Origin of the sequence: Mesorhizobium sp. C416B (assembly GCF_030323165.1) — a bacterium.
Classification (GTDB): domain Bacteria; phylum Pseudomonadota; class Alphaproteobacteria; order Rhizobiales; family Rhizobiaceae; genus Mesorhizobium.
Map to the genome: position 1 here is coordinate 5092008 of NZ_CP100471.1, position 22651 is coordinate 5114658.

The window sequence follows — 22651 nt, forward strand, 5'->3', positions numbered from 1 at the left end:
CTCACCTCGCCAGCGTCAGATCGACAAAGCCGTCGACGAACAGCGACAGCATGGTGCCGATGGCGAAGTAGAAGATGATCATGCCGCCGGCGATGACGAAAGGCAGTGAGATGAAGTAGACCGGAATCTGCGGCGTCAGCTTGTTGACGAAGCCGATCGTCAAATTGACCAGGATGGCATAGGCGATGAACGGGCTGCCGAGCCGGATGACCAGGAAGAAGGCGTCCGACACCGTGTCGGTGAGATCGACCAGGGCGGCCTGCGGATTGAAGAAGACGTTGACCGGCGCCACCGTGTAGGAGGCGACCAGAGCGCGGATGATCTCGTGGTCGAAATCGAAGACGAAGAGCAGCAGCAACGCTGAAAACGAGATGATGGCGGCGAGGGCCGCCTGCGGCTCTGGCTCCTCGATGGCGGGGCCGCCGGTGCCGCCATAGCCGATCAGCATGGCGATGGCCGAACCCATGAAGCGCAGCGCCTCCATGTAGAGCCTCGTCATCGCGCCGATCAGCCCGCCGACCAAAAGTTCGGAGATGATCATCGGCGCCAGCACCTGCGGACGCGCATCGACGAAGGGAAAGATCTTGTCCCACAGGAAGGCGAGCAGGCCACCGGTGGCGGCGATCGACACGAACAGCCGGACCTGGACCGGCACGCGGGCGCTGGACAGGCCCGGCATCAGCATGAAGCAGGCGCCGATGCGACAGAAGGCGAGGAAGGCGGCGATGACGAGGCCTTGCGACAGTATGTTCACGAGATCGTCCCGAGCACCTTGATCTCGACGCCCTTGGCGATTTCGACATGGGAGAGAACGGGAAGCGTCGTGAACAGGCGCTCGATGATCATGCGCACATAGGGGCGAGCATCGGGCGCGGTGACGAGGACAAAACGCTCGCCGGCCTCGAGATGCTTGCGGATCGCCTTGGTCGCGTCCTGGCCGAATTCCTCCAGCTGGCGCGGGTCGATGTCGAATTCGCGCACCTCGCCCTTGGCGTCGCGCTTGAGGCTCTGGTGGAAGGCGAGGTCCCAGCGGTTGCCGAGGCGCAGCACCTTGAGCATGCCGCCCTCGGAGAGATCGCCGCAGATCTGCTGGGCCATGCGGATGCGGACATGCTCGACGATCTGCTCGGTGCGGCGCACATGCGGCGCGATCTCGGCGATAGCTTCGATGATCAAATGCAGGTTGCGGATCGATACGCGTTCGGCCAGCAGCAATTTGAGCACCGCCTGCAGGCCGGGATAGGAGATGTGCGAGGTGCAGATCTCGTCGGCGAGCTTGCGGTATTCCGGATCCTGGCGCTCGAGCAGCGCCTTCATGTCCTTGTAGGACAGAAGCTGCGGCAGGTTGTTGCGGATCACCTCGGACAAATGGGTGAGCAGCACCGACATGTTGTCGGCAAAGGTATAGTTCTCGCGCTTCAGATCCTCGGCGAAGGTTTCGAGCACCGAGAAGGCGCGCATGCCGAAGGCCGGCTCGCGGATTTCCTCGCCGGGAACGTCGGGCAAATCCCGGTTGCCGAGCAGCACCATGATCTCGCCGACGCGCATCTGGTATTCGGCGACGACGGTGCCGTGGACCTTGATCTGATAGCTTTTCGGCGGGATGCCGAAATCGTCGGCGACGCGCACTTCCGGCACGACGAAGCCATATTGCGTGGCAAATTTCTTGCGCATCTTGGCCATGCGGAACACCAGTTCCTGATGCGACACCAGCAGCCGCGTCGACAGCTGTTTGCCGATCAGAAGCTCGATCTCGGCGGTGGTCAGCGAAGCCTTGACCGAGTTCTTCTCTTCCTCGACCTTGTTCGCCTTCTCCAGATCCTTGATCGCTTCGGCGGCGGCAGCCTCTCGGTTGGCGCGCATCGGGATGACGTAGCCAAGGCCGGCCATGCCGGCGGCTAGCGTGAAGAACGGGAAGAACGGCAGGCCGGGCATCAGGCCGAGCAGGACGAGCAGCGAGGCCGCGACATAGAGCGCGCGCGGATGCGCACCGAGCTGGCCGAACACCGCCTGGTTGGTCGAGCCGCGCGTGCCGCCCTTGGAAACAAGCAGGCCGGCGGCGAGCGAAACGATAAGCGCCGGGATCTGGGTGACGAGGCCGTCGCCGACCGACAGTTTGATGAAGACATCGGCGGCTTCGCCCATGCCCATGCCGTGCCTGATGTAACCGATGGCGATGCCGCCGACGATGTTGATGGCGGTGATGATGAGGCCGGCAATGGCGTCGCCGCGGACGAATTTCGAGGCGCCGTCCATCGAGCCGAAGAAGGAGGATTCCTCTTCCAGCTCGCGGCGGCGCAGTTGCGCTGTCTTGTCGTCGATCATGCCGGCGGACAGGTCGGCGTCGATCGACATCTGCTTGCCGGGGATGGCGTCGAGGGTGAAGCGGGCGCCGACTTCGGCAATACGGGTGGCGCCCTTGGTGATGACGATGAAGTTGACCACGATCAGGATCATGAAGACGATCAGGCCGATGACGAAATCGCTGGCCATCACAAGTTTGGAGAAGCCGGCGATGACATAGCCGGCGGCGTGCGTGCCCTCATTGCCGTGCGACAGGATCATGCGCGTGGTGGCGATGTTGAGCGATAGCCGTAGCATGGTGGCGATCAGCAGCACGGTCGGGAAGGACGAGAAATCGAGCGGCCGCTGGATCCACAGCGCCACCATCAGGATCAGCACCGACAGTGCGATCGAGAAGGCGAGGCCGATGTCGATGAGGAAGGCCGGGATCGGGAGGAACAGCACGGCCAGGATGATGACGATGCCGATGGCGAAGAAGACATCGCGGCCGTTCTTGGCCACTGTTCCTGTCGCTAAGCTTTCGCTGACGGCCATATCGTCCCCAATCACAAGCCTGCCGAGCACGCGACAGCCCTTCGAGCCTAACCGGTCAAGCTTGCGCGAGGGTGGGAGGACTGGTTACTTGCCAGGACGACAGAGGCCTTGAGGAGAGAGATCATGCTGGTGATCATCGGCACCATTCGCCTGCCTGCGCAACGGCTCGACGAGGCAAGGCCGGCCATGCGGCGCATGATACTGGGCAGCCGTGCGGAGCCCGGCTGCATCGAATACTCCTACGCGCAGGACGTGCTCGACGTCGGGCTCATCCATGTAACCGAGGTGTGGAGCGACAGGGCCGCGCTCGACGCGCATTTCCGCTCGCCTCACATCGCCGATTGGCGGGCGAGCTGGGCATCGCTCGGCATAGGCGAGCGCAACCTCATGCTCTATGAGGCCGGCGAGCCGAAGCCGATCTGAGGACCGGGCACAGTCAAGAAGGCGTGGGCCCAAGAAAGTCTAGCAGGCGTTGACCTGTCTGCAGGACCATCCGCCGCCATCGGTATCGTGGCAGTCTTCATAGCTGCCGTAGCAGGTGTTCGTCGAATTGCGATACCAAGGGTAGCCGCCAGGACAGCAAACATCTTGTTGTGCAGTCTGGATAAATTCCTTTGCCGGCCGGCTTTGGCTTTCCGGATTGCCTCCCGCCAAAAAAAGAGACATCGGGTGTGACACAACAGACCTAACCGGCATATCCATGCTTGAATTGCTCACCGCAGACGAGCTCAAAAAAATCATGCCAACAGCTAATGAAAAAAATCCCCGCGCACTCATCTTCTCCTCCTTGAGGGAAATAGAGACGGCCAAAAATAACACAGCTGCGTCGATTGCGTAAGCGATCGCTCATATACCTCGACACGCTCGCGGGGAATTGAAGCGGGGCGGCAAGCCTGACTGCGCCTCAGCACCAGAATGGCGCCGCAAGCAGCCGGCATTATGTCGGCGTGCTGATCGTCGCCGAACTGCACAGCGATCCGTCCGATGGTGACACGCCGGTGCTGGCGCTGGCCAAGTTCACGGATGCGGTGCTGGTGCCGAGCATGAACGTCCAGTCCGCCGCCGGAACCTCCAGCGCGCCGTCGCCGAGGAACTGGCGGTGGTCGAGAATTTCGACAACCGGGCCGTTGTCGGCTTTTGACCGAGGGCCATCTGATGCGACGCTACGCCGAGGACTCGACAAGGCGCGGCGCGACCTGTCGGGCGAAGAACAGGCCTCAGCCGGCATTTTAAAATGTCCCGGCGCTTGCCACGTGTACAGTGTCACTGTACAAATTGTTCAGTGGGAGAAAAAGACGGGATGAGCACCGACCAGGCTCCGGTCAAGAATGGCGTCGCCTCGACGGCGACGCATGCCCATCAGATGCTGGGCCAGCGGCTGAAGAGCCTGCGTCTCGGCCGGCGGCTTTCGCTGCGCGAACTCGCCGAGCTGACCGGGACCAGCGCCAGCTTCATCAGCCAGCTCGAGCGCGGCCTGACCGGCGCCAGCACCGCCTCGCTCAACCAGATGGCCTCGGCGCTTGGGGTGAGCGTGGCGATGCTGTTCGAGGATAGTGCCGCCGGGCAGCGCGGGGTCTTGCTGCGCAGCGAGCGGCCGAGCCTGCCGCCCAGCGACGGCTGCCGCAAGATGCTGCTCTCGCGTCCCCCTTTAAGCGACATGGAAGTCTATGTCGGCGAGTTCGAAATCGGCGGCTCGACCGGCCCAGCGCTCTACACCCATGGCGACGCGCACGAGATGCTCGTCGTGCTGCGCGGCATCGTCGAGGTTTCGCTCGGCGATGTCAGGCATGTGCTGGAAGAGGGCGACAGCATCGAATACGCGACATCGACAGCACATCGCTCAGAGAACATCGGCAGTGGCCGAGCCGAGGTGATGTGGATCATTGCGCCACCGACTTCGGTGCGCGCCGAACTCGATCAATACAGGGCCTGGAAACCGCTCGCAGCCAGGTAGGTTCAATCCATGCGGGTCAAATGGGAGAACAATAATCATGCTGAAAACAAGACATCTTGGCCTTGGCGCCGTGCTGGCGCTCGGCGTTCTGGCAACCGCAGCGTTCGCGCAGGAAAAGCCTGTCGCGGGTGAGGTCAAGGAAGGCTCGCTCAAGGGCAAGACGCTGACGCTCGTCTCCTATGGCGGCATCTACCAGGACGGCCAGGCCGCCGCGCTCAAGGAGTTCGTCGAAAAGTCCGGCGCCACGCTGCTCAATGACGGGCCGACAGAGATCGCCAAGCTGCAGGCGCAGGTCGAATCCGGCAACGTCACCTGGGACGTCGTCGACACCGCCGACCTGCCGCCTTACGTCTATTGCGGCAAGCTGTTCCAGAAGCTTGATTTCAGCAAGCTCGACGTCTCCAAGGTGCCCGAGGGCCAGGTCGGCGAATGCTCGGTGCCGGCCATGAACTACGGCGTCGTGCTGATGTACAACAAGGAGAAGTATGGGGATAACCCGCCCAAGAACTGGGCCGATTTCTTCGACACGGCAAAATTCCCCGGCACGCGCGCGCTCGACGGTTCGGGCGACCCGACGGGCGGCCTGCTGGAGCAGGCGTTGAAGGCGTCTGGCGGCGACCCGAAGGCGATGACGGTGGCCGACATCGACAAGGCCATCGATGTCATCCGCAAGCTCGGTCCCGACACGATCTATTGGAAGACCGGCGCTGAATCGCAGCAGCTTGCCGAATCTGGCGAAGCCGACATGCTGATGATGTGGACCGGACGTGCCATGACGGCGGTGAAGAACGGCGCCAAATATGCGCCGGCCTGGCAGGACTGGCTGGTGGTGATGGACCAGATGACCATTCCGGTCGGCGTCAAGGATACGGATGCGGCTTATGCGCTGCTCAATGCCTATCTCGGCAAGGGGGCGCAGGAGATCCTGGCGCAGCAGACCTCCTATACGCCGATCAACAATGACGCGCAGCCCAAGGTCGATGCGTCGGTCGCCGCCTTCCTGACCAACACGCCCGAGCGCCAGAAGCAGGGTTACAAGCAGAACATCAAGTTCTGGGTCGAGAACTTCCCGGTGGCGCAGGAGAAGTGGTCGGCGCTGATGGCCGGCAACTGAACAGCCAAGTGAGAGCCAGGCCGTGAGCGCGTCCGAACCCATCGCCCAACCCGCCGCCCATGCGCGGTCGGGTCGGGCATGGCGGCCGTTCGCGCTCACGGCGCCGGCGCTCATCCTGCTCGTCGCGGTGATCGGGTATCCGCTGCTCACCATCGTGCTGCGCAGCCTGTCGGAACCTGAGTGGGGGCTGCAGAACTATGCCTGGTTCTTCGGCGCGCCGGTCAACCTGACAGTGCTGCAGCGGACTTTCGTCATTTCGGCCTGGGTGACGCTGGTCTGCGTCATCGCGGCCTATCCCTATGCCTATCTGATGACCGCGGTCGGGCCGCGCGTCCGGCTGGTGCTTGTGCTTTGCGTGCTGATCCCGTTCTGGGTGAGTGGTGTGGTGCGCACGCTGTCCTGGGTGATCCTGCTGCAGGATTCGGGCGTCATCAATTCGTTGCTGCGCTCGGTCGGGTTCGGCGGCGTCAAGCTGATCCGCACCCAGACCGGCGTGGTCATCGGCATGGCGCAGGTGCTGTTGCCGTTCATGATCCTGCCGCTCTATTCCGTGATGCAAGGCATCGACCTCAGGCTGATGCGTGCGGCGCAAAGCCTCGGTGCGCGGCCGTCGCGCGCGTTCTTCACCGTCTATCTGCCGCTGTCGCTGCCCGGCGTCTATGCCGGCGCGATCATCGTCTTCATCCTGTCGCTCGGCTTCTACATCACGCCTGCTTTGCTCGGCGGCCCGCGCTCGACCATGCTGTCGACGCTGGTGCAGACGCAGGTGCTCAGCCTGCTGCAATGGGGCAGGGGCGGCGCCATGGGCGTCGTTCTGCTGGTCACCACCTTCGTGCTGCTGGCGCTGGCAGCACCTGTGATGCGGTCCAGTCATCGGGAAGCGGGGCGGCGCTGATGGAGATGAAGCCGCTCACCCGCGTTCTTCTCGGGCTCGTCTGCCTGCTGGTGGCGATATGGCTGGTGGCGCCGACGCTGGTCGTGGTGCCGATGTCGTTCAACGAAAACAAATCGCTGGCGTTTCCGCCGCAAGGCTTTTCCTGGCAGTGGTACCAGAATTTCGCCACCAATCCGGACTGGTCGAACAGCTTCCTGAATTCGCTGAAGGTCGCCTCGATCGTGGCGGTGCTGGCGACGGTGCTCGGCACGCTTGCCGCCTTCGGCCTCGACCGCATGAAGGCGCGGCCGGCGAACCTTTTGCGTATGCTGATGCTGACGCCGATGGTGGTGCCGGGCGTGGTGCTGGCGATCGGCATCTATGCCGTCTATCTCGACACGCAGCTCGTCGGCACGCTGCTCGGCTTCGTGCTGGCCCACACCATCCTTGCGCTGCCCTTCGTGCTGATCGCGGTCTCGGCCAGTCTCGAAGTGTTCGACCGCCGGCTGGAGACAGCCGCCGCGAGCCTGGGCGCCGGCGCACTGACCACGTTTCGCACGGTGACGCTGCCGCTGATCGCGCCGGGCGTGCTCTCCGGCCTGCTGTTCGCCTTCGCCACCTCGTTCGACGAGATTGTCGTGTCGCTGTTCATCACGAACCCCTATCTCAAGACATTGCCGGTGCAAATTTTTGCCTCGATCACGCGCGACGCCGATCCGACGGTGGCGGCTGTCGGCACGATCCTGCTTTTCGCGACCACGATCCTGATCGGCGGCGGCATGCTCCTTCTTGGCCGCGAGGGGAAAGGACGCCAATGAATCCGAAGCCGACAAGCAAGGGCGCGGCGATCGATCTCGAAGCGATCAGCAAGGCCTATGGCGGCTTCAAGGCGCTGGACGGCGTGTCGCTGCGCATCGAGCCCGGCGAGTTCATGACGCTGCTCGGCCCCAGCGGCTCGGGCAAGACGACGACGCTCAACGTGATTGCCGGTTTCACCGATGTCACCAGCGGCAAGCTTCTGGTCGGGGAAAAAAGCGTCGTCGGCGTGCCGGCGCACAAGCGCAACATCGGCGTCGTCTTCCAGCATTACGCGCTGTTCCCGCATATGAGCGTCGGCCGCAACGTCGCCTATCCGCTGACGCTTCGCGGCGTCGACCAGGCGACGAGGCAGACACGCGTGGCAAGGGCGCTCGACATGGTCAAGATGGGCGATTTCGCGCATCGCTATCCCAGCGAATTGTCGGGCGGCCAGCAGCAGCGCGTGGCGTTGGCACGCGCCATCGTCTTCGACCCGCCGCTGCTCCTGATGGACGAGCCGCTCGGCGCGCTCGACAAGAAGCTGCGCGAATGGCTTCAGCTCGAGATCAAGCGCATCCATCGCGAACTCGGCACCACATTCGTCTATGTCACGCACGATCAGGAAGAGGCGCTGGTGCTATCGGACCGCATCGCCGTGTTCAACCGCGGGCGCATCGAGCAGGTCGGCACCGGCCGCCAGCTCTATGACGAGCCGGCAACGCTGTTCGTCGGCCGCTTCATCGGCGATTCCACCGTGCTGCGCGGCAAGGCGCGCAGCGATGGCAACAGCACCGCGCTGAGCATCGCCGGCGAGACGGTGACGGTACCGCGTAAGCTGTCGGGGGAAGCCAGCCCGGTGATGCTGCTGCGTCCCGAAAAGCTCGCGATCCGAAGAGCCGGCCAAAGTCCTGCCAATGGCGCCAACCGCCTGTCGGGGACGATCGCGGAAGCCATCTATCTCGGCTCGGAATCGAAATACGAAGTTAAGCTCGCCGACGGCTCGGCCGCGATCGTGCGCTCACCGGTGACCGGCGAGAGTTTTGGCCTCGGCGACAAGGTCGAGCTCTGCTTCGACGGCAGCGACGCCAAGCTGCTGGCGGACGACGCAAGCGCCGAGACCACACTCACCTGATTCCATCTGGCCTGATCCCATCTGGCCTGATCCCATCTGAAAGTCATTCCATGCAAGCCAAGCGCAACGGCGACATATCGTTCTGGTATGCGGATCTGGGGGCGGTTCCCGTTCCGCGCCCGCCCTTGCCTGGAAACATCGAGGCCGATGTCGCCATTGTCGGCGCCGGCTATACCGGCCTGTGGACCGCCTACTATCTGAAAAAGGCGAAGCCATCGCTGCGCGTCGTGATCGTCGAGCGCGAAATTGCCGGCTTCGGCGCTTCGGGGCGCAATGGCGGCTGGCTGTCGGGCGGCTTCAGCTGGTCGCGCGAAAAATATCTCAAGACATCGAGCCGCCAAGGCGTGATGGCGATGCAGGCGGCGATGGCAGGCTGCGTTGATGAAGTGATCCGGGTCGCGACCGAGGAAGGCATCGACGCCGACATTCGCCGCGTCGACAACCTGACGGTGGCCACCAACGCAGCGCAGTTGGAGCGCGTGCGCGAAGAATGCGAGACGATCCGTTCCTGGGATGTCGACCCGAACCGCGTCGAGATGCTGGACGCCGCCTCAACGCGCACGCGCATCAACATCCGTAACGTCATGGGCGGCTTCGTCGTCCATGGCCAGGCGCGGGTGCAGCCGGCCAAGCTGGTGCGTGGGCTTGCCGATGCCGTCGAGCGGCTGGGCGTGCCGATCTATGAGAAGACGACGGTGACAAGCATCGCCAAGGGCAGCGTGACGACAGACCGCGGTACGGTGCAGGCGGAGACGATCATCCGCGCGACCGAGGGTTTTACATCAGGCATCCCCGGCGAGGAGCGGACCTGGCTGGCGCTCAACAGCGCGCAGATCGTGACTGAGCCGCTGCCGCCCGACCTGTGGCGCGACATCGGTTGGGAAGGGCACGAACTGCTCGGCAATGCGGCGCATGCCTATTGCTATGCCCAGCGCACGCGTGAGGGACGCATCACGATGGGCGGACGCGGCGTGCCTTATCGCTACGGCTCGCGCACCGACGTCAACGGCCAGACGCAGCAGGCCACGATCGACCAGCTGCACACGATCCTGACGACGCTCTTGCCGCAGACCAAGGGATGCCGCATCGATCACGCCTGGTGCGGCGTGCTCGGCGTGCCGCGCGACTGGTGCACCACGGTCGGCCTCGATCCCGCGACCCGCATCGGCTGGGCCGGCGGCTATGTCGGCCTCGGCGTGTCCAGCTCCAACCTTTCGGGGCGCACGCTGGCTGACCTTGTTCTCGGGGCAAACACCGAGCTGACGAAGCTGCCCTGGGTCAACCGCAAGGTCAGGCCATGGGAACCGGAGCCCTTCCGCTGGCTGGGCGTGCATTCGATGTACCAGCTTTATCGCATTGCCGATGGCCGCGAGGCGGCAGGGCTTGCGCGCACCTCGAAGCTGGCCGCGTTGGCCGACAGCATCACCGGCCACTAAAGCCATTTGTTCTCACGCAATTCCGGGGCAGACCCCTTTCCTGGAATTGCTCTTATCCATGGAGCTAGACTTGATCGATCTTTCGACCTTCCACGATCTCGCCAAGGCCGAGATCGGCGCGTTCTCTCCTAAGCCAAGCTCGATTGAAGGCGATCAGGTCGAGGCCGTGCGCTCGTTCTTTCAATCGCCTGACGGGACTGTCGATGTCGGCATCTGGGAATGCACGCCCGGCCGCTTCACCGCCGATCGTTCGGACTCGTCGGAGATCTGCCACATCATTTCGGGGCGCGTGGAACTGAGCCGCATCGATGGCGAGGTGCGGGAACTCGGTCCGGTCGATCTCCTCGTCCTGCCGCAGGGCTGGAAGGGCGAGTGGCTGATACGCGAGACCACGCGCAAGCTCTACATGATCCAGAGCGCCGGCTGACCGGCGCTACGGCTATGGCGAGCTCAGTGATCGATCGGCCCCTTCGGCGAGACCAGCGCGGTGCCGGCGGTCGTCGGGCGCTCGATCAGGCGGCGCACGCGCGGCGGTTCGTCGCCGCTGTGCAGCGCCCGCACCCGCTCGCCGACGACGGCGTCGGCATGGGTGGCGCGCCGGTTGTGGCGGATGTATTCCAGCCAGGTCGGCGTGTGGTAGTGTTCGATCCAGACTGCGGGATTTTCTAGGTCCCGAGCCAGCGTCCAGTTGCGGGCGCCGTCGCGGCGGCGGATGCGCCCGCGCTCGGCCATGGTGGCGAGGAATTCGGGTACATCTTCGTCGCGGATAATGTACTCTATCATGATGGCGATGGGGCCGCTGCGCGGCTTCAGGTCGAGGCCGAGATGCGGCTCCTTGAAGCGGTTGAGCGGGTCGAGGTTGAGAGTCGTCTGCTGCGGCAGCGGCAGGAACAGGCCGATGGCGCCGCCAACAAGCATCGCGATGGCCGCCGCAATCAGCGCGGTTTCGGCGCCATGCGCATCGGCAACGACGCCCCAGATCCAGCTGCCCAGCGCAATGCCGCCGAAGGTCGCCGTCTGGTAGACCGACAGCACCCGGCCGACGACCCAGCGCGGCGTCGACATCTGCACCGTGACGTTGAAATGCGACAGCGCGATCACCCAGCAGGCGCCGCCGATGAGCAAACCCGCCGCAGTCTGCCAGGCATTGAGGCTGATGGCGGCATTGAAGGCGCAGACGGCAAAGCCGGCGAAGGCCATCCGCACCATCGTCTCGCTGGACAGCAATTGTCTGAGACGCACGCTTATCAGCGCGCCGCCGACGGCGCCGATGCCGAAGGCGCCGAGCATGATGCCGTAGGTCAAGGCATCGCCCTTGACGACGTCGCGCGCCACCAGCGGCAGCAGCGCCAAAACCGCGCCGGCGCTGAAGCCGAAGGCGGAGCCCCTGACCAGCACCTTGCCGATGTTGGGCGACATGGCGACATAGCGCAGGCCGGCGCCCATGGCGGCGCCCAGCGTCTCGCGCGGCAGCGTCGAGACCGGCAGCTCCGGCTTCCAGCGGAAGAGCACGATGATGAGACCTATATAGCTCAGCGCATTGGCGGCGAACGCAGCAGCCGCACCAGCGGCGGCAACGATGATGCCGCCGATCGCCGGGCCGACGCTGCGTGTCAGGTTGAAGCCCAGTGAATTGAGTGCAACCGCGGCCGGCAGCTTGTTGCGCGGCACCATGTCGCCGACCGATGCCTGCCAGGACGGGTTGTTGAGCGCCGTGCCGCTGTCGATTAGGAAGGTGAAGGCAAGCAGCGTCCACGGCGTCATCCAGCCGTTCCAGGTGAACAGCGTTAGAAGTGCAGAGACGACCAGCATGAAGATTTGGGCGATCAGCATCACCTTGCGCCGGTTGAAGCTGTCGGCGATGGCGCCGGCGACGAGTGCAAACAGCATGATCGGCAGAGTGGCCGAGGCCTGGACCAGCGCCACCTGATAGGGCGACGTGGCGATGGTGGTCATCATCCAGGCGGCGCCGACGCCCTGGATCAGGCCACCGAAATTCGACACCAGGCTGGCCGACCAGACGGCGCGGAAGATGCCGTGCCGGAACGGCGCCAGCGCCGAAACGCGTTCGCTGTCCGGCTCGTCATCGATCATCAGACCTGTCCCACCTTAACGTGCTGGTTTCGTCCGCGGGGACGACAATCATGGCATCCGTTTGAAATAGAGCACGACATCCAAAAGGGCGAACGCGTCTTCGAAAAAGATCATGGTCCAACAACAGGATAGCAAGGCGAAAATACGTCAGCCGGGAATGGTCCGCTACCCAGAGCGATGTTCTCATTGGTCCACTGCGCGGGGCTGTCGGCCGCGCGCGAAGTCAGCTTCTGTCCCGGGCAGCGGTATGCAAGGCTTCGGTCAGCGTGCCTGTCGTCTCGCCGCCGGCGTGAAGGCGCAGGAAAAGCTCCATGCCGACAAGCCGCAGCCTGGACGGTTGCTCGCGCCGCGCCAACTGGACCATGTCCTCCAAATTCGCGGCGGGCCATTTCAAGGCATCGCGCAGGAAACCGCCGCGTAGCAAAGTCTCCGTGCCGGCCGAAAATTGCGACGACATCTCGAAGCCGATCTTGCGCGCCTGGACGTTCTGGCGCGGAATATGCTTTTCAGCGACCTTTCGCAAAAGCCATTTTCCTGTTTTGTCGCGGTATTTCTGCCGCCTCGGCAAATGGATGGCGAAGTCGATCAGGCGGTTTTCCAGGAACGGGACCCGCAGTTCCACGGACGCCGCCATGCTCAGCCGGTCGTGCCGGTGCAGGATGTCCTGCAGATGCGAATAGAGGTCGTAGAGGCAACTACCGAGAAAGGCGCGATCCGCGGGCGGCATAACCGGCTCCAGGCGGTCGAAGATCTCGGTTTGCAGAAAATTCAGCTCCGGCGACAAAGCACGCAGGACCATGCTGCGATCCATTTGTGAGTGGCTTCCAGCCGAGACCTTGTAGGGGGCATGACGCTGTTGCTCGAATCTCCGGTCGAGCGAGCGCTTCGAATGGACCAGGCGCCGGGGCCACGACCAGGAACGCCACTTCTTCATGCTCAAGGCCTGCAAGGGGTAGCCGCCAAACAATTCGTCTGCGCCTTCGCCGGTGAGCAGCACCTTGACGCCATCGGCCCGGCATCGTTCGGCAAGCGCCAGCAGTGCGACATGGCTGGCGTGCCAGCCATCGCTTTCAAGATGCCAGATTACCCTTGGCCAAAGTTCGAAAAACCGGTTCCTGTCGACCGGCACCCGGCGCAAGGGCACGCCGACATGGCGGCCGGTGCGTTCGGCGTCTTCGGCCTCGCTGTTGCCGAGCTGCGGGTCGACGACATAACCGTGGACTTCCGGCCTGAACCGCTTTGCCAGCGCCGTTATCAGGCCGGAATCGACACCGCTGCTGCAGGCGGTGGCAACGCTGGTATCGGCGATGCAGTGAAGTCCGACGCTGTCCTTGAGCAACGCCTCGAGCGTCGCCATGTGTTCAGCATCAGCGGATGCATCGCCGGTAATGCGCGCGGTCTCCAGCACGTCCAGCACATGCCAGAAGCGGCGCTTCTCGATAACGCCATCGGTGATCTTCCACAGGCCGGCGGGCGGCAGGCGCTCGATGCGGTCGAACAGGCTGTAGCTGGAATCGCGGCTCTGCCAGGCAAGCCGCAAGGTGATCTCGCGGCTGTCGATGTCGCGCGGAAAACCGTCGCAGGCGAGGATCGCCTTGTCCTCCGAGGCGAACAGGATTCGCTCCGGCGTGTCGGCCACCGACATCGGCTTGATTCCAAGACGGTCACGCGCAAGCCACAGCGCACTGCTGCGAGCGTCGAAATAGGCGAAGGAAAACATCCCGTCGAACAGCGGCACGGCTTTTTCGGGGCCCCAGTGATGCAAGGCTTCGAGAACCACTTCGGCATCGCAGATGGTTCGAAAGACGACGCCTTGCGCCTGCAGCGTTTCGCGCAGCGAGCGGTAATTGTAGACCTCGCCATTGTAGACGAGAACGCCATCGCCGGAAGAAGTCAGCATCGGCTCACGGGCGGCGGGCGAGGGATCGATGATGGTAAGTCGGCGGTGACCGAGCGCCAGCCGATTGTTGTGCCAGCTGTCATGATCGTCGGGGCCGCGATGTACCAACGCCTGCATCATGCTGGCGACATCCGACAGGTCGTTGGCGTCGATCGGGTTTCGTTTGCGCCAGACGCCGGCTATTCCGCACATGGCCTGCCGGTGAGTTCTGCCTGAGTCATGGCCTGCAATCTAGCCGGAACACAGCCGCCTGCAAGCGCTGCCTAGAACCCGTTTTCAATGCGCTCGAAAATGACGTTGGTGAAGGCCGAGATCTGGCTGCCGATGAACGGACCGGTCAGCGCCACGACCAGCATGATGGCGACGATCTTGGGCACGAAGGTCAGGGTGATTTCCTGGATCTGGGTCAGGGCCTGGATCAGGGCAATGCCGATGCCGACCACCATGGCGACCAGCACCACCGGCGCGGAAGCAACAAGCACCGTCCATACCGCGTACTGGACGATGTCGAGTGCGTCGGCCTCGTTCATGTGAGCGCGCCTCTATGGAACTGTCTAGCTGGCCGGCTTTATCGAAACGCCCGCGCCGACCGGCACTTCGGTGCCGTTCTGCAACACGGCGATCACGCCGTTGCTTGCAAGCTTGACCGAGGCCACGACGCCGGTCGTCTTGCCGTCGGCCGAGGTGATCGAGCGGCCGATCAAGGCATCGGCCTGCGACAGCGCCGAGGACTGCATGATCTGGTCGAGCTTGGTGTTGGTCTGCACCGATTGCTCTACCTGCGAGAAGGTGGCGAGCTGGGCGACATACTGCGTCGAATCCATCGGTTTCGTCGGATCCTGGTTCTTCATCTCGGCGATCAACAGCTTCAGGAACGACTGGTAGTCGACCGCTGTCTTCGACGTCTGCTGGGTGCCCTGGTTGGCGCCCGTGGGGATCGTCGTCGTCATGTCCACATTCATCAGTATTGTGCTCCCACGGCCAGCGGGCGCTTCGCACCCTGAACATCGTCATTGCCGCCAAGTGCGCGGCGTTCGAGCGGATAAAGCGCACGGATAGCCTTCAGCGCTTCATAGATATGGTCTTCGCCGACCATGCGGTCGATCTGCTTCAGCGCGCCACTGATCTGCTCATCCTCGAAGCTTGCCAAAAGCAAGGGCAGCGAGCGGCGGAACATGGCGCGCGCCTCGATGGCGCCGGCCGGGTTCATCAGCATCACCTGCAGGATGAAATAGAGCTGCTTGAGCGGCGTCAAGGCATCGTCGGCCTGGATGACATGGTTCTCGAGCAGGAACTGTACGTCGTTCATCAGCTCGACGGTGACCTTGCGGTCGACGCGGATGACGGCGCCGTTGATGTAGATCTTCTCGTTCGGCTTCAGCGATATCTTCAGCGTGTTGGTCATTGAATGCCGTCCCGGATGATCTGGGACACTTCGATCAGCCCTTCGAAATTGTCGGTGCGGCCCTGGCGGATGTCCTCGGCCTCGCGCAGCAGCCACAGGCCGATGGAGATGAGGTTGGCGCGCAGTTCCTTGGGCAGGACATTGTCGCTGGAACCGAGATCCTCGACGAAGGTGGTCCAGACCCGGTTGGTGAAGTGCAGCGCTTCGACCGCCTCCATCGAGGTGTGGCCGACCGCCGCCGCCGCCGCCAGCATTTCGATCGAGCGGGTCAAAAGCTGCCGCTCGCGATCTTTCGCATCGGCAACGGAGTCGGTCTGGATGTCGGCGTAGGAGAATTGGTACATCGTTTGGCTCTACCGTTGCGGTTGAGATTGTCAGGTCAGGTAGTTCAGCAGGCTCATCTGCTGCAGGCGCGCGGTCAGCGCGAAGGACGTCTCGATATGCTGCGTCAGATCCGCGACGCGGGTGGCTGCCTCGGCGGGGTCGACGCCTTCCAGATCAAGGATATGGCGCTCGAACAGGTCGACCTGCGTCTTCATGCGGTCGCTGGCGTCGGAGACCCGCTTCTCGGCAAGGCCGGTCTCGGCCTGCAGTTGCCCTAGCCCGCCCAGCGCCTCGCCGACCATCGCCTGGGCGCGGCCGACAACGGTGGTCTTCGCCGCCTGGCTGATATTGCCGGACAGCAGGCCGGTGATCAGGGCGGAAGCCATGGCGAGCTTGCGGATGCTGTCGTCATTGGCGCTGGCCGAGGTTTGGGTGGTTTCGCCCAGCGAAATGCGGCTGACGATCTGCTGGTCGGTGGCGTTCGACCAGTTGGCCTGCCAGCCGGAGCCCATGAACTGCGGCAAGACATTGCTGGTGATGAAGCCGTCCATCTGGGCGGCGGTGATGTTGGCAGCGAGCGGATCGGCCTGCGTGAAGCCGAAATACGACGAGAAGGAAGCGTCGAACGCCGCCTTGGCCGGCGAGCCCGCGGCGGTGAAATCGTCGATCGGCTTGACGTCGGTGTTGGTGCCGGCAAACAGATATTCGCCGTTGACGCTGGCGTTGAGGATAGAGGTCATCTGCTGCACGGCGGCCTTGCCGGCTTGCTGCGTGATGGTGCTCGAGGAATTGCCGGCGGCGGTCAGCGCGGTCAGCAAATTCTGCGCAGTGTCGGAAAGCTGGCCAAGCGCAGCCTGCGTCGAGGACAGCCGCGCGGTGACCAGCGAATTGGAATCGATGATGACGTTCAACCGGTCGAGGTCGCGCGAGAAGGTGACCGCCTGCGAGGTGCGCGCGCCGAGCGCCAGACCGACATCGGCGACGGTGCCGGTCGTCGATTCCTTGGTGGCTTTGACCAGTTCGGCCTGCATGCGCATCTGCTGATAGCGCGCGGCGTTGGAGAGGGCGGCTGATGAGACGGATGTGGCTTTCATGGCTTATCCTACGGCATCGAGCAGGGCCGACAGCATGTCGTCGACGGTTTTCATCATGCGCGCCGAGGCCTGATAGGTGTGTTCGAGGTCGAGCAGCAGCGACATCTCCTGGTCGACATTGACGCCGGTGTCGTTGGACAGCGCCTCGGCGGTGCGCGATGCCAGCGCTTCCTTGGCGTCGGCGTTGCTCGAGGCCTGCTGGCGCTGGCCTTCGAACCAGCCAATGGCATTGGCGGCGTAGTCGGACACGCTGGACGTGACGGTGATGCCGGCCGCAGCGTCGAAAGGCATCGGCTTGTCGAGCTTGTCGCCATAGCCGATCAAGAGCTGCGAATAGGAGGCGTTGCCGGCAGTGTTGGCGATATAGGCCGCACCATTGGCGCCGCCGTCGCGCAGCAGCACCGGATTGCCGCCGACGCTCGAGTCCATTGCGGCGTTGACCTTGATCGAGCCGGCAAGCCCGTCGATCAGCGTGCCGGCGGCCGGAATGGCGGGCGCACCCGACCAGGTGAACAGGCCGGTTCGGTCGGGCTGCGAAGGTGCTGTTTCGGCAAAGGCGGTGATGAGGCCGCGCGCCACTTCGTCGAGCTGGCTCTGCATCGTCGCCGCGACGCCGTCGCGCAAGGTGATGAGCCCGGCGAGCTTGCCGTCGGCGCTGGTGTTGCCGCCAGCCCCGGCGCTGACCGGCACATTGTCGATGTAGATGGTGTTGCCTGGTGTGCCGGCCGTGTAGCCCGCCGACGGGGTGAAACTTACCGAGCGCGGAATGGTCTCGAACAGTGTCGTGCCATCCTTGGTGGTGATGACCATGTCGTTGTCGCCACGCGTGAAGGTCGACACCGGCACATAGTCCGCGATCTTCTTCAGCAAAGCGTCGCGCTGGTCGAGCGCGTCGGATGCGTCGGTACCCGAACGGGTTGCGGAGATGACCGCCTTGTTGGCGTCCTGGAACTGACTAAGCAGCGAGTTGAGATCGTTAACCGCCGTTGATATCTCGCCATCGGCCTGGGTGCGGAAATCCTGGATCGCGTTGGTGCCGTCGTTCAGAGCGCGCACCACCTGCTGGGCCGCGTCGATGACGCTGGAGCCGAGGTTCTGGTTGGATGGCGTAGCGGCGTAAAGCTGCAGCGCGTTCTGCAGCTTGCCGATCGCGGTCGAGGCAGAGGAGGCGTTGTCGACGCCGTTGACGGCAACGGCGAGGCGGTCAATTCCGCTGTAAAGCGTGCTCTGGCCGCTCCATGCCGATTGCGCGCTAAGGTTCTGGCGAAACAGCAGGGCGTTGGTGGCGCGCTGGATCTCGACCGAGCGGGCGCCGGGCGCGCTGCTGACGACGACCGCCGTGCGGCGGGCATAGTCGGGGTTGCTGGCGTCGGCAATATTGCGGGAAAGGACGCTGGTCTGCTTCGATGTGGTCTGAAGCGACTGTTGGGCTATGGTCAATGCGGAAGTCAGCGACATGCGGGTCTTTCACGAGGCCAGTGGGGAGGGGATGACGTCTCTGCCCTGTCGGCGGCGTCGGCGTTCGGAAACCTGCAATCCCAGACCACCCCGGCCGGTTTGCCGGTGTGGCCTTGAATTCGAAATCCGCGCACCGCGCTGCTCTGGTTTGGGTTCATTCCCCTGGCGCCCGTCGTTTATCTCTTCAGGTTGACAAGGACATCCATGAGGTCGGAACCGGTCTGGAACACTTTCGAGTTAGCGGTGTAGCTGCGCTGCGCCGCGATCATGTTGGTCAATTCCTCGGCGATATCGACGTTGGAATTTTCCAACGCGCCGGAGATGATGCTGCCGAGCTTGCCTTCATTGGCGAAGCCGATGCGCACGGTCCCGGAGTCGGTGGACTGTGCATAGACATTGCCCGGCAGTGCGGTGAGGTTATCGGCGCTCTGGACGTCAGCCAGCGGGATCTTGAACAGCGGCTTGGTCGAGCCGTCCTGATACTGGGCGTAGATGACGCCGTCCTCACCGATCTGGATCTTTTCGATCGTGCTGGGCGCGTTGCCGTTGACCTTGGCTTCGGAGACCGTGAAGCCGGTGCCGAGCTGGGTCAGCTTGGACAGATCGAGATCGAGCGACGCACCGCCCGGCACGGGGATGGTGATTGAGTCGACGGCGCCGGTGAGTTTGCCGGTGGTGGTGTCGAAGGTCAAGTCGGCCGTGGCCAGCGCACCGCCCGTATAGGGGAAGGATGTGCCCGGCGTCGCCTGGGACTGGTCGAACACAGAGACCGACCAGGTGCCGGTGCCGGTGTTGGTGAAATAGACGTCGAGCAGCTTCTTGTTGCCGAGATTGTCGTAGGTGACCATCGAGGACTTCGACGTGTATTCCGCGGTCGGGCTGTTGGTGGAAGGCAGCGGACCGGCGGGCGGCGTGGCGCCAGCCGGCAGATTGGCGTTGAAATTGCCCGTGGTGCTGGGCGTCGCGGTCATTTCCTGGTCGGAGATCTGGACCGGCACCAGCCCTTCGAAACCGTTGGCGGTGGCAGCCGGTGTGCCGTTGGCGTAGCTGTAGGCCATCAGCTGGTAGCCGGCGGCGTTGACAAGTCTGCCCTGAGCGTCGGGAACGAATGCGCCGGCGCGGGTGAGGAAGGGCGTCCCGCTGGGGTCCTGGACGACGAAGAAACCGTTGCCGTTCACCGCAAGGTCGGAAACCGAAGTCGTGTACTGCAGCACGCCCTGGGCGCTGATGGCCGAGCGGATGGTGGTGTTGACTCCGCCGGAATTATAGGCGCCGCCGACCTGCGGCATGATCAGCGTCGAAAACTCGGCCGAGGATCGCTTGTAGCCGGTGGTGTCGGAATTGGCGATGTTGTCGGCTGTCGCCGAAAGGCGGTTAGCCTGCGCGTTCATGCCGGAAACGCCGGTCCGCATCATTCCGTAAAGGCTCATCGAAACGTCTCCTCAATGCCTAACATCGTTGGGCCCATGTCTGTGGTCGCGAGGATATAATTTTTGTCTTGCGCGAGGCTGGCGCAGACCGGCATCAGAACACCAGCCGGTAGCCGAGGAAGCGCTTGGAATCTATCGGGTCCTGGCCAAGCTTTTCGCGCAGTTTCTTGCGCAATTTGGAGATGTGGCTCTCGACCACGTTCTCCTCGACCTCTTCGTCGAAGATGCCGTAGATGGCGTTGAAGACCTGGGTCTTGGTGACGCGGCGTCCGCGGTTGCTCGCCAGATATTCGAGGATGCGGCGTTCGCGGCGCGGCAGAGGCAGCGGCTGGCCATCGATCTCGGGATCGCGGCCATCCATGAAGATGCGCATGGCGCCGATCTCGGTGTAGCTGACGTCCTCATGGGCGCGGCGGCGGATGGCGGTGATGCGGGCCAGGATCTCCCGGATGTGGACCGGCTTGCGGATGACGTCGTCGACACCGCTCTCGAACAGCCGCAGCGTATTCTCGAGCGAGTGCTGTTCGCTCAGCGCAATGACCGGAGCGCCGGTGCGGTCGCGGATCTGGCGTGGCGAGATGGCGCCTTCGCGGCAGTCGCCGATGAGGAAGGCTCGGACCGATCGCAAATCCGTGTCGGCGGCCGATGTCACCCACTCGCCGAATTCACCGGACGCGAAGCCTGCACAGGCGACGCCCTCACGATCGAAAAGTGAATTATAGCCTTCAGTTACGAGCTCACGCTCGTCAACGATTACAATCATCGGCCCCGCCTCCGAATCAGATCATCTGCCCCGTGGGAAGAGCCGTAACCGGTGCCGGGAATCCTGAACAACCATCATTTCTTGTAGCTATTTTCTTGGGAGTTATTTCGAGTTTCGAAATAACCGCAATCAGGAGGTTGTATCGTTGGTTGCCGAACGGGTGACGTGGCACGTCACCCGCCGGGCGTGGATTTGCAACCGTTCGCAAGAGATGATTCACCTAATGGTTGCAAAAGTTGCGGGCGTTCGGGGTCCATTTGCCGAAGCCGGTGGCGACCATATTGGCGATGACGCGGCAGACATAGAATTTCTGCGCGGGTCATTGTCGGGGCCGGCGTGGTAGCGGGCGACGGCCATCGACCAGCTGACATGACGCGCATGCAGGCTGGCCAGGAAGCGCGCGGCATAGTCGACATTCTGGCGCGGGTCCAGCATGTCGTCGACGCTGCGGAAATGCGCGGCGTGATAGTGATGGTTGATCTGCATGCAGCCGAGATCGATGAGTGTCTTGCCCTCGCGCCGGGCTGCTTCGAAGGTGGCTATGGCCTCGGTGCGGTTCCTTGGAAATACCGCTTTCCCCTGTATATTCAGCGCATTAGGTTGCAAGCTACCCTTCTTGCCGGTCTCGGTCAGCCCGACCGCATAGAGGATGCCGGTGGGCACGCCATAGCGGTCGGCGGCACGCAAAATCTCGGGCTCGCAAGGGTTGGTGGCGGCGGTGGCCGGCTTGGTGGCGAGGCTAGATAAACATATCGTCGCCAGCGCGCTCGCGAGCAGGCGCGCCAGCGCGGCCGAATTCCTGGGCATCGTCATTGCGGTTTCTTCCCGACTGCTGGCCGCCCGAACCCGTATTGTTGCCGCTCGAGTTTCCGGGCTGAAAAGCGGACTGGTCGCGGCCTTGCGGCATTGGATGCGAGTTCGCTGCATCGCTGCGGGCCGCTGCGTGGATCGCTATCGAGGGTTGCAAGATGGTGACCTTGTCGACATCGAAGCCGAGCCCGCGCAACGACTTCACGATGGCGTCGCTGTCGGTGGCGAGACGGCGGTAAGCCTCATGGGTTTCGGGCTTCAATTCTATCGAAAGTTGTTCTCCGGAAAGCCTGAGACTGGCGGTGACCATGCCGAGCTCTGCCGGGTGAAGCTCGATCTTCAATATATGTGTCGGAACGGCAACAGAACCGGCCGTCTGGGCGGTCGTCGACGGCGTCGAAACCGCTTGCCGCAGGCCGTTATCCGAAGCCAGCGCGTCGATAAGCGCCGAAGTCGTTTGGTTTATCGGACTATGCGCCGGCGCGGGGAAGCTCTGTTCGGCGACAATGTCGACGCGCGCAGCGAATGGCGGCTGTTTTCCCTGTGTGGACGATGCCGCGGAATGGGCTCCATCGACGGACTTCGCCGACGGCGCGGACCGTTTTGCCTCGGGTGCCGAAACGTCGCTTGCCGTCTGGTCCGCCGGTAGAGGAGGCGTCGGACCATCCTGGTGCGGCAGTTTGCCGGACTGGAGCCCGATCGCGGGCAGCTTTTGCCCCTGGTCCTGTGCGGAAACGCTGGTACCGGGCTTGGCCCGTTCCGATCGCGTCGTCGTGTCGAGTCTGTTGTCAATGCCGGACGCTGCGCGGTGTCTCTTCAGAGGCGACGTCTGTGCAGAAATGGCCTCGCCAGCGGGCGCCGGTTGCCCAGTCTGTCCATTCGTCGCGATGCCGTTCCCGCTTGTCCGGACCGTTGAGAAATGCCTGATATCGTGCAGCGCCAGCACCAGTGGCAAATGATCCTGCAGCGATCCTGCATCCGCGTCTCGTCCGGCCACCTCAGCGTCCTTGGATGGTTTGTCCGGGCCACTATCGGCATGTTCTTTTGCGGCCTTGCCGGCAGCGGATTTCGTCCCCGTTTTGCCAGACTGGGTGTGTGGGATTTCGCTTTTGCCGGGACCGGCAGGGCTGCGTTTGGCCCAACGCAGCTCGTGCGACGCGGCCTCAATTGCTCCCTGGCCTATCGGTGTCGGCGCATCGTCGTCGCCGCGCACCATGTCGCCGAAGC

At 63.4% G+C, this 22651-nt stretch carries 23 protein-coding genes and 1 pseudogene; 9 read left to right on the plus strand and 15 right to left on the minus strand.

Annotation, left to right across the window (positions count from 1 at the left end; all coding sequences use genetic code 11):
- Nucleotide 1 precedes the first annotated feature (1 nt).
- Both fliR and flhA read right to left on the minus strand, forming a co-directional pair.
- The gene (gene fliR / locus NLY43_RS24885; RefSeq protein ID WP_023710960.1) at nt 2–754 is read right to left on the minus strand and encodes a flagellar biosynthetic protein FliR; all 753 of its coding nucleotides are present in this window, start codon (nt 752–754) and stop codon (nt 2–4) included.
- Nucleotides 751–2838, minus strand: coding sequence for a flagellar biosynthesis protein FlhA (gene flhA / locus NLY43_RS24890; RefSeq protein ID WP_023671908.1), 2088 nt, complete (start codon nt 2836–2838; stop codon nt 751–753). Before flhA ends, fliR begins: the two co-directional genes overlap by 4 nt.
- 123 nt (nt 2839–2961) lie before the next feature.
- On the opposite strand from flhA, the gene NLY43_RS24895 reads away from it, so the two are divergent.
- Complete coding sequence (locus tag NLY43_RS24895; RefSeq protein WP_023683279.1) at nt 2962–3261, plus strand: putative quinol monooxygenase; 300 nt, start codon at nt 2962–2964, stop codon at nt 3259–3261.
- A gap of 39 nt (nt 3262–3300) precedes the next feature.
- On the opposite strand, the gene NLY43_RS24900 is transcribed toward NLY43_RS24895, so the two are convergent.
- Entirely contained in the window at nt 3301–3615 is a 315-nt protein-coding gene (locus tag NLY43_RS24900) for a hypothetical protein (protein WP_156033727.1), read from the minus strand.
- A 170-nt stretch (nt 3616–3785) separates the two neighbouring features.
- Here NLY43_RS24900 and NLY43_RS24905 point away from each other — a divergent pair, with 170 nt between their 5' ends.
- Genes NLY43_RS24905 through NLY43_RS24940 form a run of 8 tightly spaced genes read left to right on the plus strand, consistent with a single transcriptional unit; the run spans nt 3786 to nt 10573 of the window.
- Nucleotides 3786–4142 (plus strand): hypothetical protein, encoded by a 357-nt coding sequence (locus NLY43_RS24905; protein WP_245260023.1) that lies wholly within the window; start codon nt 3786–3788, stop codon nt 4140–4142.
- Nucleotides 4139–4792 (plus strand): helix-turn-helix domain-containing protein, encoded by a 654-nt coding sequence (locus tag NLY43_RS24910; protein ID WP_027049833.1) that lies wholly within the window; start codon nt 4139–4141, stop codon nt 4790–4792. The genes NLY43_RS24905 and NLY43_RS24910 overlap by 4 nt, the downstream gene beginning before the upstream one ends.
- Before the next feature lie 37 nt (nt 4793–4829).
- Nucleotides 4830–5906, plus strand: a complete 1077-nt coding sequence (locus NLY43_RS24915; RefSeq protein ID WP_023686368.1) for an extracellular solute-binding protein — start codon at nt 4830–4832, stop codon at nt 5904–5906.
- Between the two features lie 22 nt (nt 5907–5928).
- Nucleotides 5929–6801: an ABC transporter permease gene (locus NLY43_RS24920; protein WP_023710962.1), complete on the plus strand. Its 873-nt coding sequence runs from the start codon at nt 5929–5931 to the stop codon at nt 6799–6801.
- Complete coding sequence (locus tag NLY43_RS24925; RefSeq protein WP_023710963.1) at nt 6801–7598, plus strand: ABC transporter permease; 798 nt, start codon at nt 6801–6803, stop codon at nt 7596–7598. Before NLY43_RS24920 ends, NLY43_RS24925 begins: the two co-directional genes overlap by 1 nt.
- Nucleotides 7595–8710, plus strand: a complete 1116-nt coding sequence (locus tag NLY43_RS24930) for an ABC transporter ATP-binding protein (protein WP_023710964.1) — start codon at nt 7595–7597, stop codon at nt 8708–8710. Before NLY43_RS24925 ends, NLY43_RS24930 begins: the two co-directional genes overlap by 4 nt.
- 50 nt (nt 8711–8760) lie before the next feature.
- Entirely contained in the window at nt 8761–10146 is a 1386-nt protein-coding gene (locus tag NLY43_RS24935; RefSeq protein WP_023710965.1) for an NAD(P)/FAD-dependent oxidoreductase, read from the plus strand.
- Between the two features lie 58 nt (nt 10147–10204).
- Nucleotides 10205–10573, plus strand: a complete 369-nt coding sequence (locus NLY43_RS24940) for a cupin domain-containing protein (protein WP_084561088.1) — start codon at nt 10205–10207, stop codon at nt 10571–10573.
- Nucleotides 10574–10596: 23 nt separating this feature from the next.
- Here the strand turns inward: NLY43_RS24940 and NLY43_RS24945 are convergent, their stop codons facing one another.
- From NLY43_RS24945 to fliK, 12 genes and pseudogenes are all read right to left on the minus strand, one after another.
- On the minus strand, nt 10597–12240 hold the full coding sequence (locus NLY43_RS24945) for an MFS transporter (protein ID WP_023671898.1): 1644 nt from the start codon (nt 12238–12240) through the stop codon (nt 10597–10599).
- A 223-nt stretch (nt 12241–12463) separates the two neighbouring features.
- Nucleotides 12464–14332 (minus strand): asparagine synthase (glutamine-hydrolyzing), encoded by a 1869-nt coding sequence (asnB, locus tag NLY43_RS24950; RefSeq protein ID WP_023691732.1) that lies wholly within the window; start codon nt 14330–14332, stop codon nt 12464–12466.
- Between the two features lie 71 nt (nt 14333–14403).
- Nucleotides 14404–14670, minus strand: a complete 267-nt coding sequence (gene fliQ / locus NLY43_RS24955) for a flagellar biosynthesis protein FliQ (RefSeq protein ID WP_023671896.1) — start codon at nt 14668–14670, stop codon at nt 14404–14406.
- Between the two features lie 24 nt (nt 14671–14694).
- On the minus strand, nt 14695–15102 hold the full coding sequence (gene flgD, locus NLY43_RS24960) for a flagellar hook assembly protein FlgD (protein WP_023671895.1): 408 nt from the start codon (nt 15100–15102) through the stop codon (nt 14695–14697).
- Nucleotides 15102–15545: a flagellar biosynthesis repressor FlbT gene (flbT, locus tag NLY43_RS24965; RefSeq protein ID WP_023671894.1), complete on the minus strand. Its 444-nt coding sequence runs from the start codon at nt 15543–15545 to the stop codon at nt 15102–15104. The genes flgD and flbT overlap by 1 nt, the downstream gene beginning before the upstream one ends.
- Nucleotides 15542–15889: a flagellar biosynthesis regulator FlaF gene (gene flaF, locus NLY43_RS24970; protein WP_023671893.1), complete on the minus strand. Its 348-nt coding sequence runs from the start codon at nt 15887–15889 to the stop codon at nt 15542–15544. The genes flbT and flaF overlap by 4 nt, the downstream gene beginning before the upstream one ends.
- Nucleotides 15890–15919: 30 nt before the next feature.
- The gene (locus tag NLY43_RS24975; protein WP_023671892.1) at nt 15920–16963 is read right to left on the minus strand and encodes a flagellar hook-associated family protein; all 1044 of its coding nucleotides are present in this window, start codon (nt 16961–16963) and stop codon (nt 15920–15922) included.
- 3 nt (nt 16964–16966) lie between these two features.
- Nucleotides 16967–18421 carry a flagellar hook-associated protein FlgK gene (flgK, locus tag NLY43_RS24980; protein WP_023686357.1) on the minus strand — a complete coding sequence of 485 codons (1455 nt, stop codon included), beginning with the start codon at nt 18419–18421 and terminating at the stop codon, nt 16967–16969.
- 176 nt (nt 18422–18597) lie between these two features.
- Entirely contained in the window at nt 18598–19851 is a 1254-nt protein-coding gene (locus NLY43_RS24985) for a flagellar hook protein FlgE (protein WP_023710967.1), read from the minus strand.
- Nucleotides 19852–19945: 94 nt separating this feature from the next.
- Complete coding sequence (locus tag NLY43_RS24990) at nt 19946–20614, minus strand: response regulator transcription factor (protein ID WP_023683295.1); 669 nt, start codon at nt 20612–20614, stop codon at nt 19946–19948.
- A 220-nt stretch (nt 20615–20834) separates the two neighbouring features.
- Nucleotides 20835–21421, minus strand: a pseudogene (locus tag NLY43_RS24995) (transglycosylase SLT domain-containing protein).
- Nucleotides 21354–22640 carry a flagellar hook-length control protein FliK gene (fliK, locus tag NLY43_RS25000; RefSeq protein WP_286458768.1) on the minus strand — a complete coding sequence of 429 codons (1287 nt, stop codon included), beginning with the start codon at nt 22638–22640 and terminating at the stop codon, nt 21354–21356. Before fliK ends, NLY43_RS24995 begins: the two are co-directional and overlap by 68 nt.
- Between the last annotated feature and the right edge of the window lie 11 nt (nt 22641–22651).

What these genes read in the sequence shown, in the direction of transcription:
- NLY43_RS24925 (WP_023710963.1), top strand. Translation starts at nt 6,801, where the DNA reads ATGGAGATGAAGCCGCTCACCCGCGTTCTTCTCGGGCTCGTCTGCCTG.
- flbT (WP_023671894.1), bottom strand. Translation starts at nt 15,545, where the DNA reads ATGACCAACACGCTGAAGATATCGCTGAAGCCGAACGAGAAGATCTAC.
- NLY43_RS24915 (WP_023686368.1), top strand. Translation starts at nt 4,830, where the DNA reads ATGCTGAAAACAAGACATCTTGGCCTTGGCGCCGTGCTGGCGCTCGGC.
- NLY43_RS24935 (WP_023710965.1), top strand. Translation starts at nt 8,761, where the DNA reads ATGCAAGCCAAGCGCAACGGCGACATATCGTTCTGGTATGCGGATCTG.
- NLY43_RS24895 (WP_023683279.1), top strand. Translation starts at nt 2,962, where the DNA reads ATGCTGGTGATCATCGGCACCATTCGCCTGCCTGCGCAACGGCTCGAC.
- NLY43_RS24900 (WP_156033727.1), bottom strand. Translation starts at nt 3,615, where the DNA reads ATGAGTGCGCGGGGATTTTTTTCATTAGCTGTTGGCATGATTTTTTTG.
- NLY43_RS24945 (WP_023671898.1), bottom strand. Translation starts at nt 12,240, where the DNA reads ATGATCGATGACGAGCCGGACAGCGAACGCGTTTCGGCGCTGGCGCCG.
- NLY43_RS24975 (WP_023671892.1), bottom strand. Translation starts at nt 16,963, where the DNA reads ATGAAAGCCACATCCGTCTCATCAGCCGCCCTCTCCAACGCCGCGCGC.
- NLY43_RS24985 (WP_023710967.1), bottom strand. Translation starts at nt 19,851, where the DNA reads ATGAGCCTTTACGGAATGATGCGGACCGGCGTTTCCGGCATGAACGCG.
- flgK (WP_023686357.1), bottom strand. Translation starts at nt 18,421, where the DNA reads ATGTCGCTGACTTCCGCATTGACCATAGCCCAACAGTCGCTTCAGACC.
- flhA (WP_023671908.1), bottom strand. Translation starts at nt 2,838, where the DNA reads ATGGCCGTCAGCGAAAGCTTAGCGACAGGAACAGTGGCCAAGAACGGC.
- NLY43_RS24940 (WP_084561088.1), top strand. Translation starts at nt 10,205, where the DNA reads ATGGAGCTAGACTTGATCGATCTTTCGACCTTCCACGATCTCGCCAAG.
- asnB (WP_023691732.1), bottom strand. Translation starts at nt 14,332, where the DNA reads ATGTGCGGAATAGCCGGCGTCTGGCGCAAACGAAACCCGATCGACGCC.
- NLY43_RS24910 (WP_027049833.1), top strand. Translation starts at nt 4,139, where the DNA reads ATGAGCACCGACCAGGCTCCGGTCAAGAATGGCGTCGCCTCGACGGCG.
- flgD (WP_023671895.1), bottom strand. Translation starts at nt 15,102, where the DNA reads ATGAATGTGGACATGACGACGACGATCCCCACGGGCGCCAACCAGGGC.
- flaF (WP_023671893.1), bottom strand. Translation starts at nt 15,889, where the DNA reads ATGTACCAATTCTCCTACGCCGACATCCAGACCGACTCCGTTGCCGAT.
- NLY43_RS24990 (WP_023683295.1), bottom strand. Translation starts at nt 20,614, where the DNA reads ATGATTGTAATCGTTGACGAGCGTGAGCTCGTAACTGAAGGCTATAAT.
- NLY43_RS24930 (WP_023710964.1), top strand. Translation starts at nt 7,595, where the DNA reads ATGAATCCGAAGCCGACAAGCAAGGGCGCGGCGATCGATCTCGAAGCG.
- fliQ (WP_023671896.1), bottom strand. Translation starts at nt 14,670, where the DNA reads ATGAACGAGGCCGACGCACTCGACATCGTCCAGTACGCGGTATGGACG.
- fliK (WP_286458768.1), bottom strand. Translation starts at nt 22,640, where the DNA reads ATGGTGCGCGGCGACGACGATGCGCCGACACCGATAGGCCAGGGAGCA.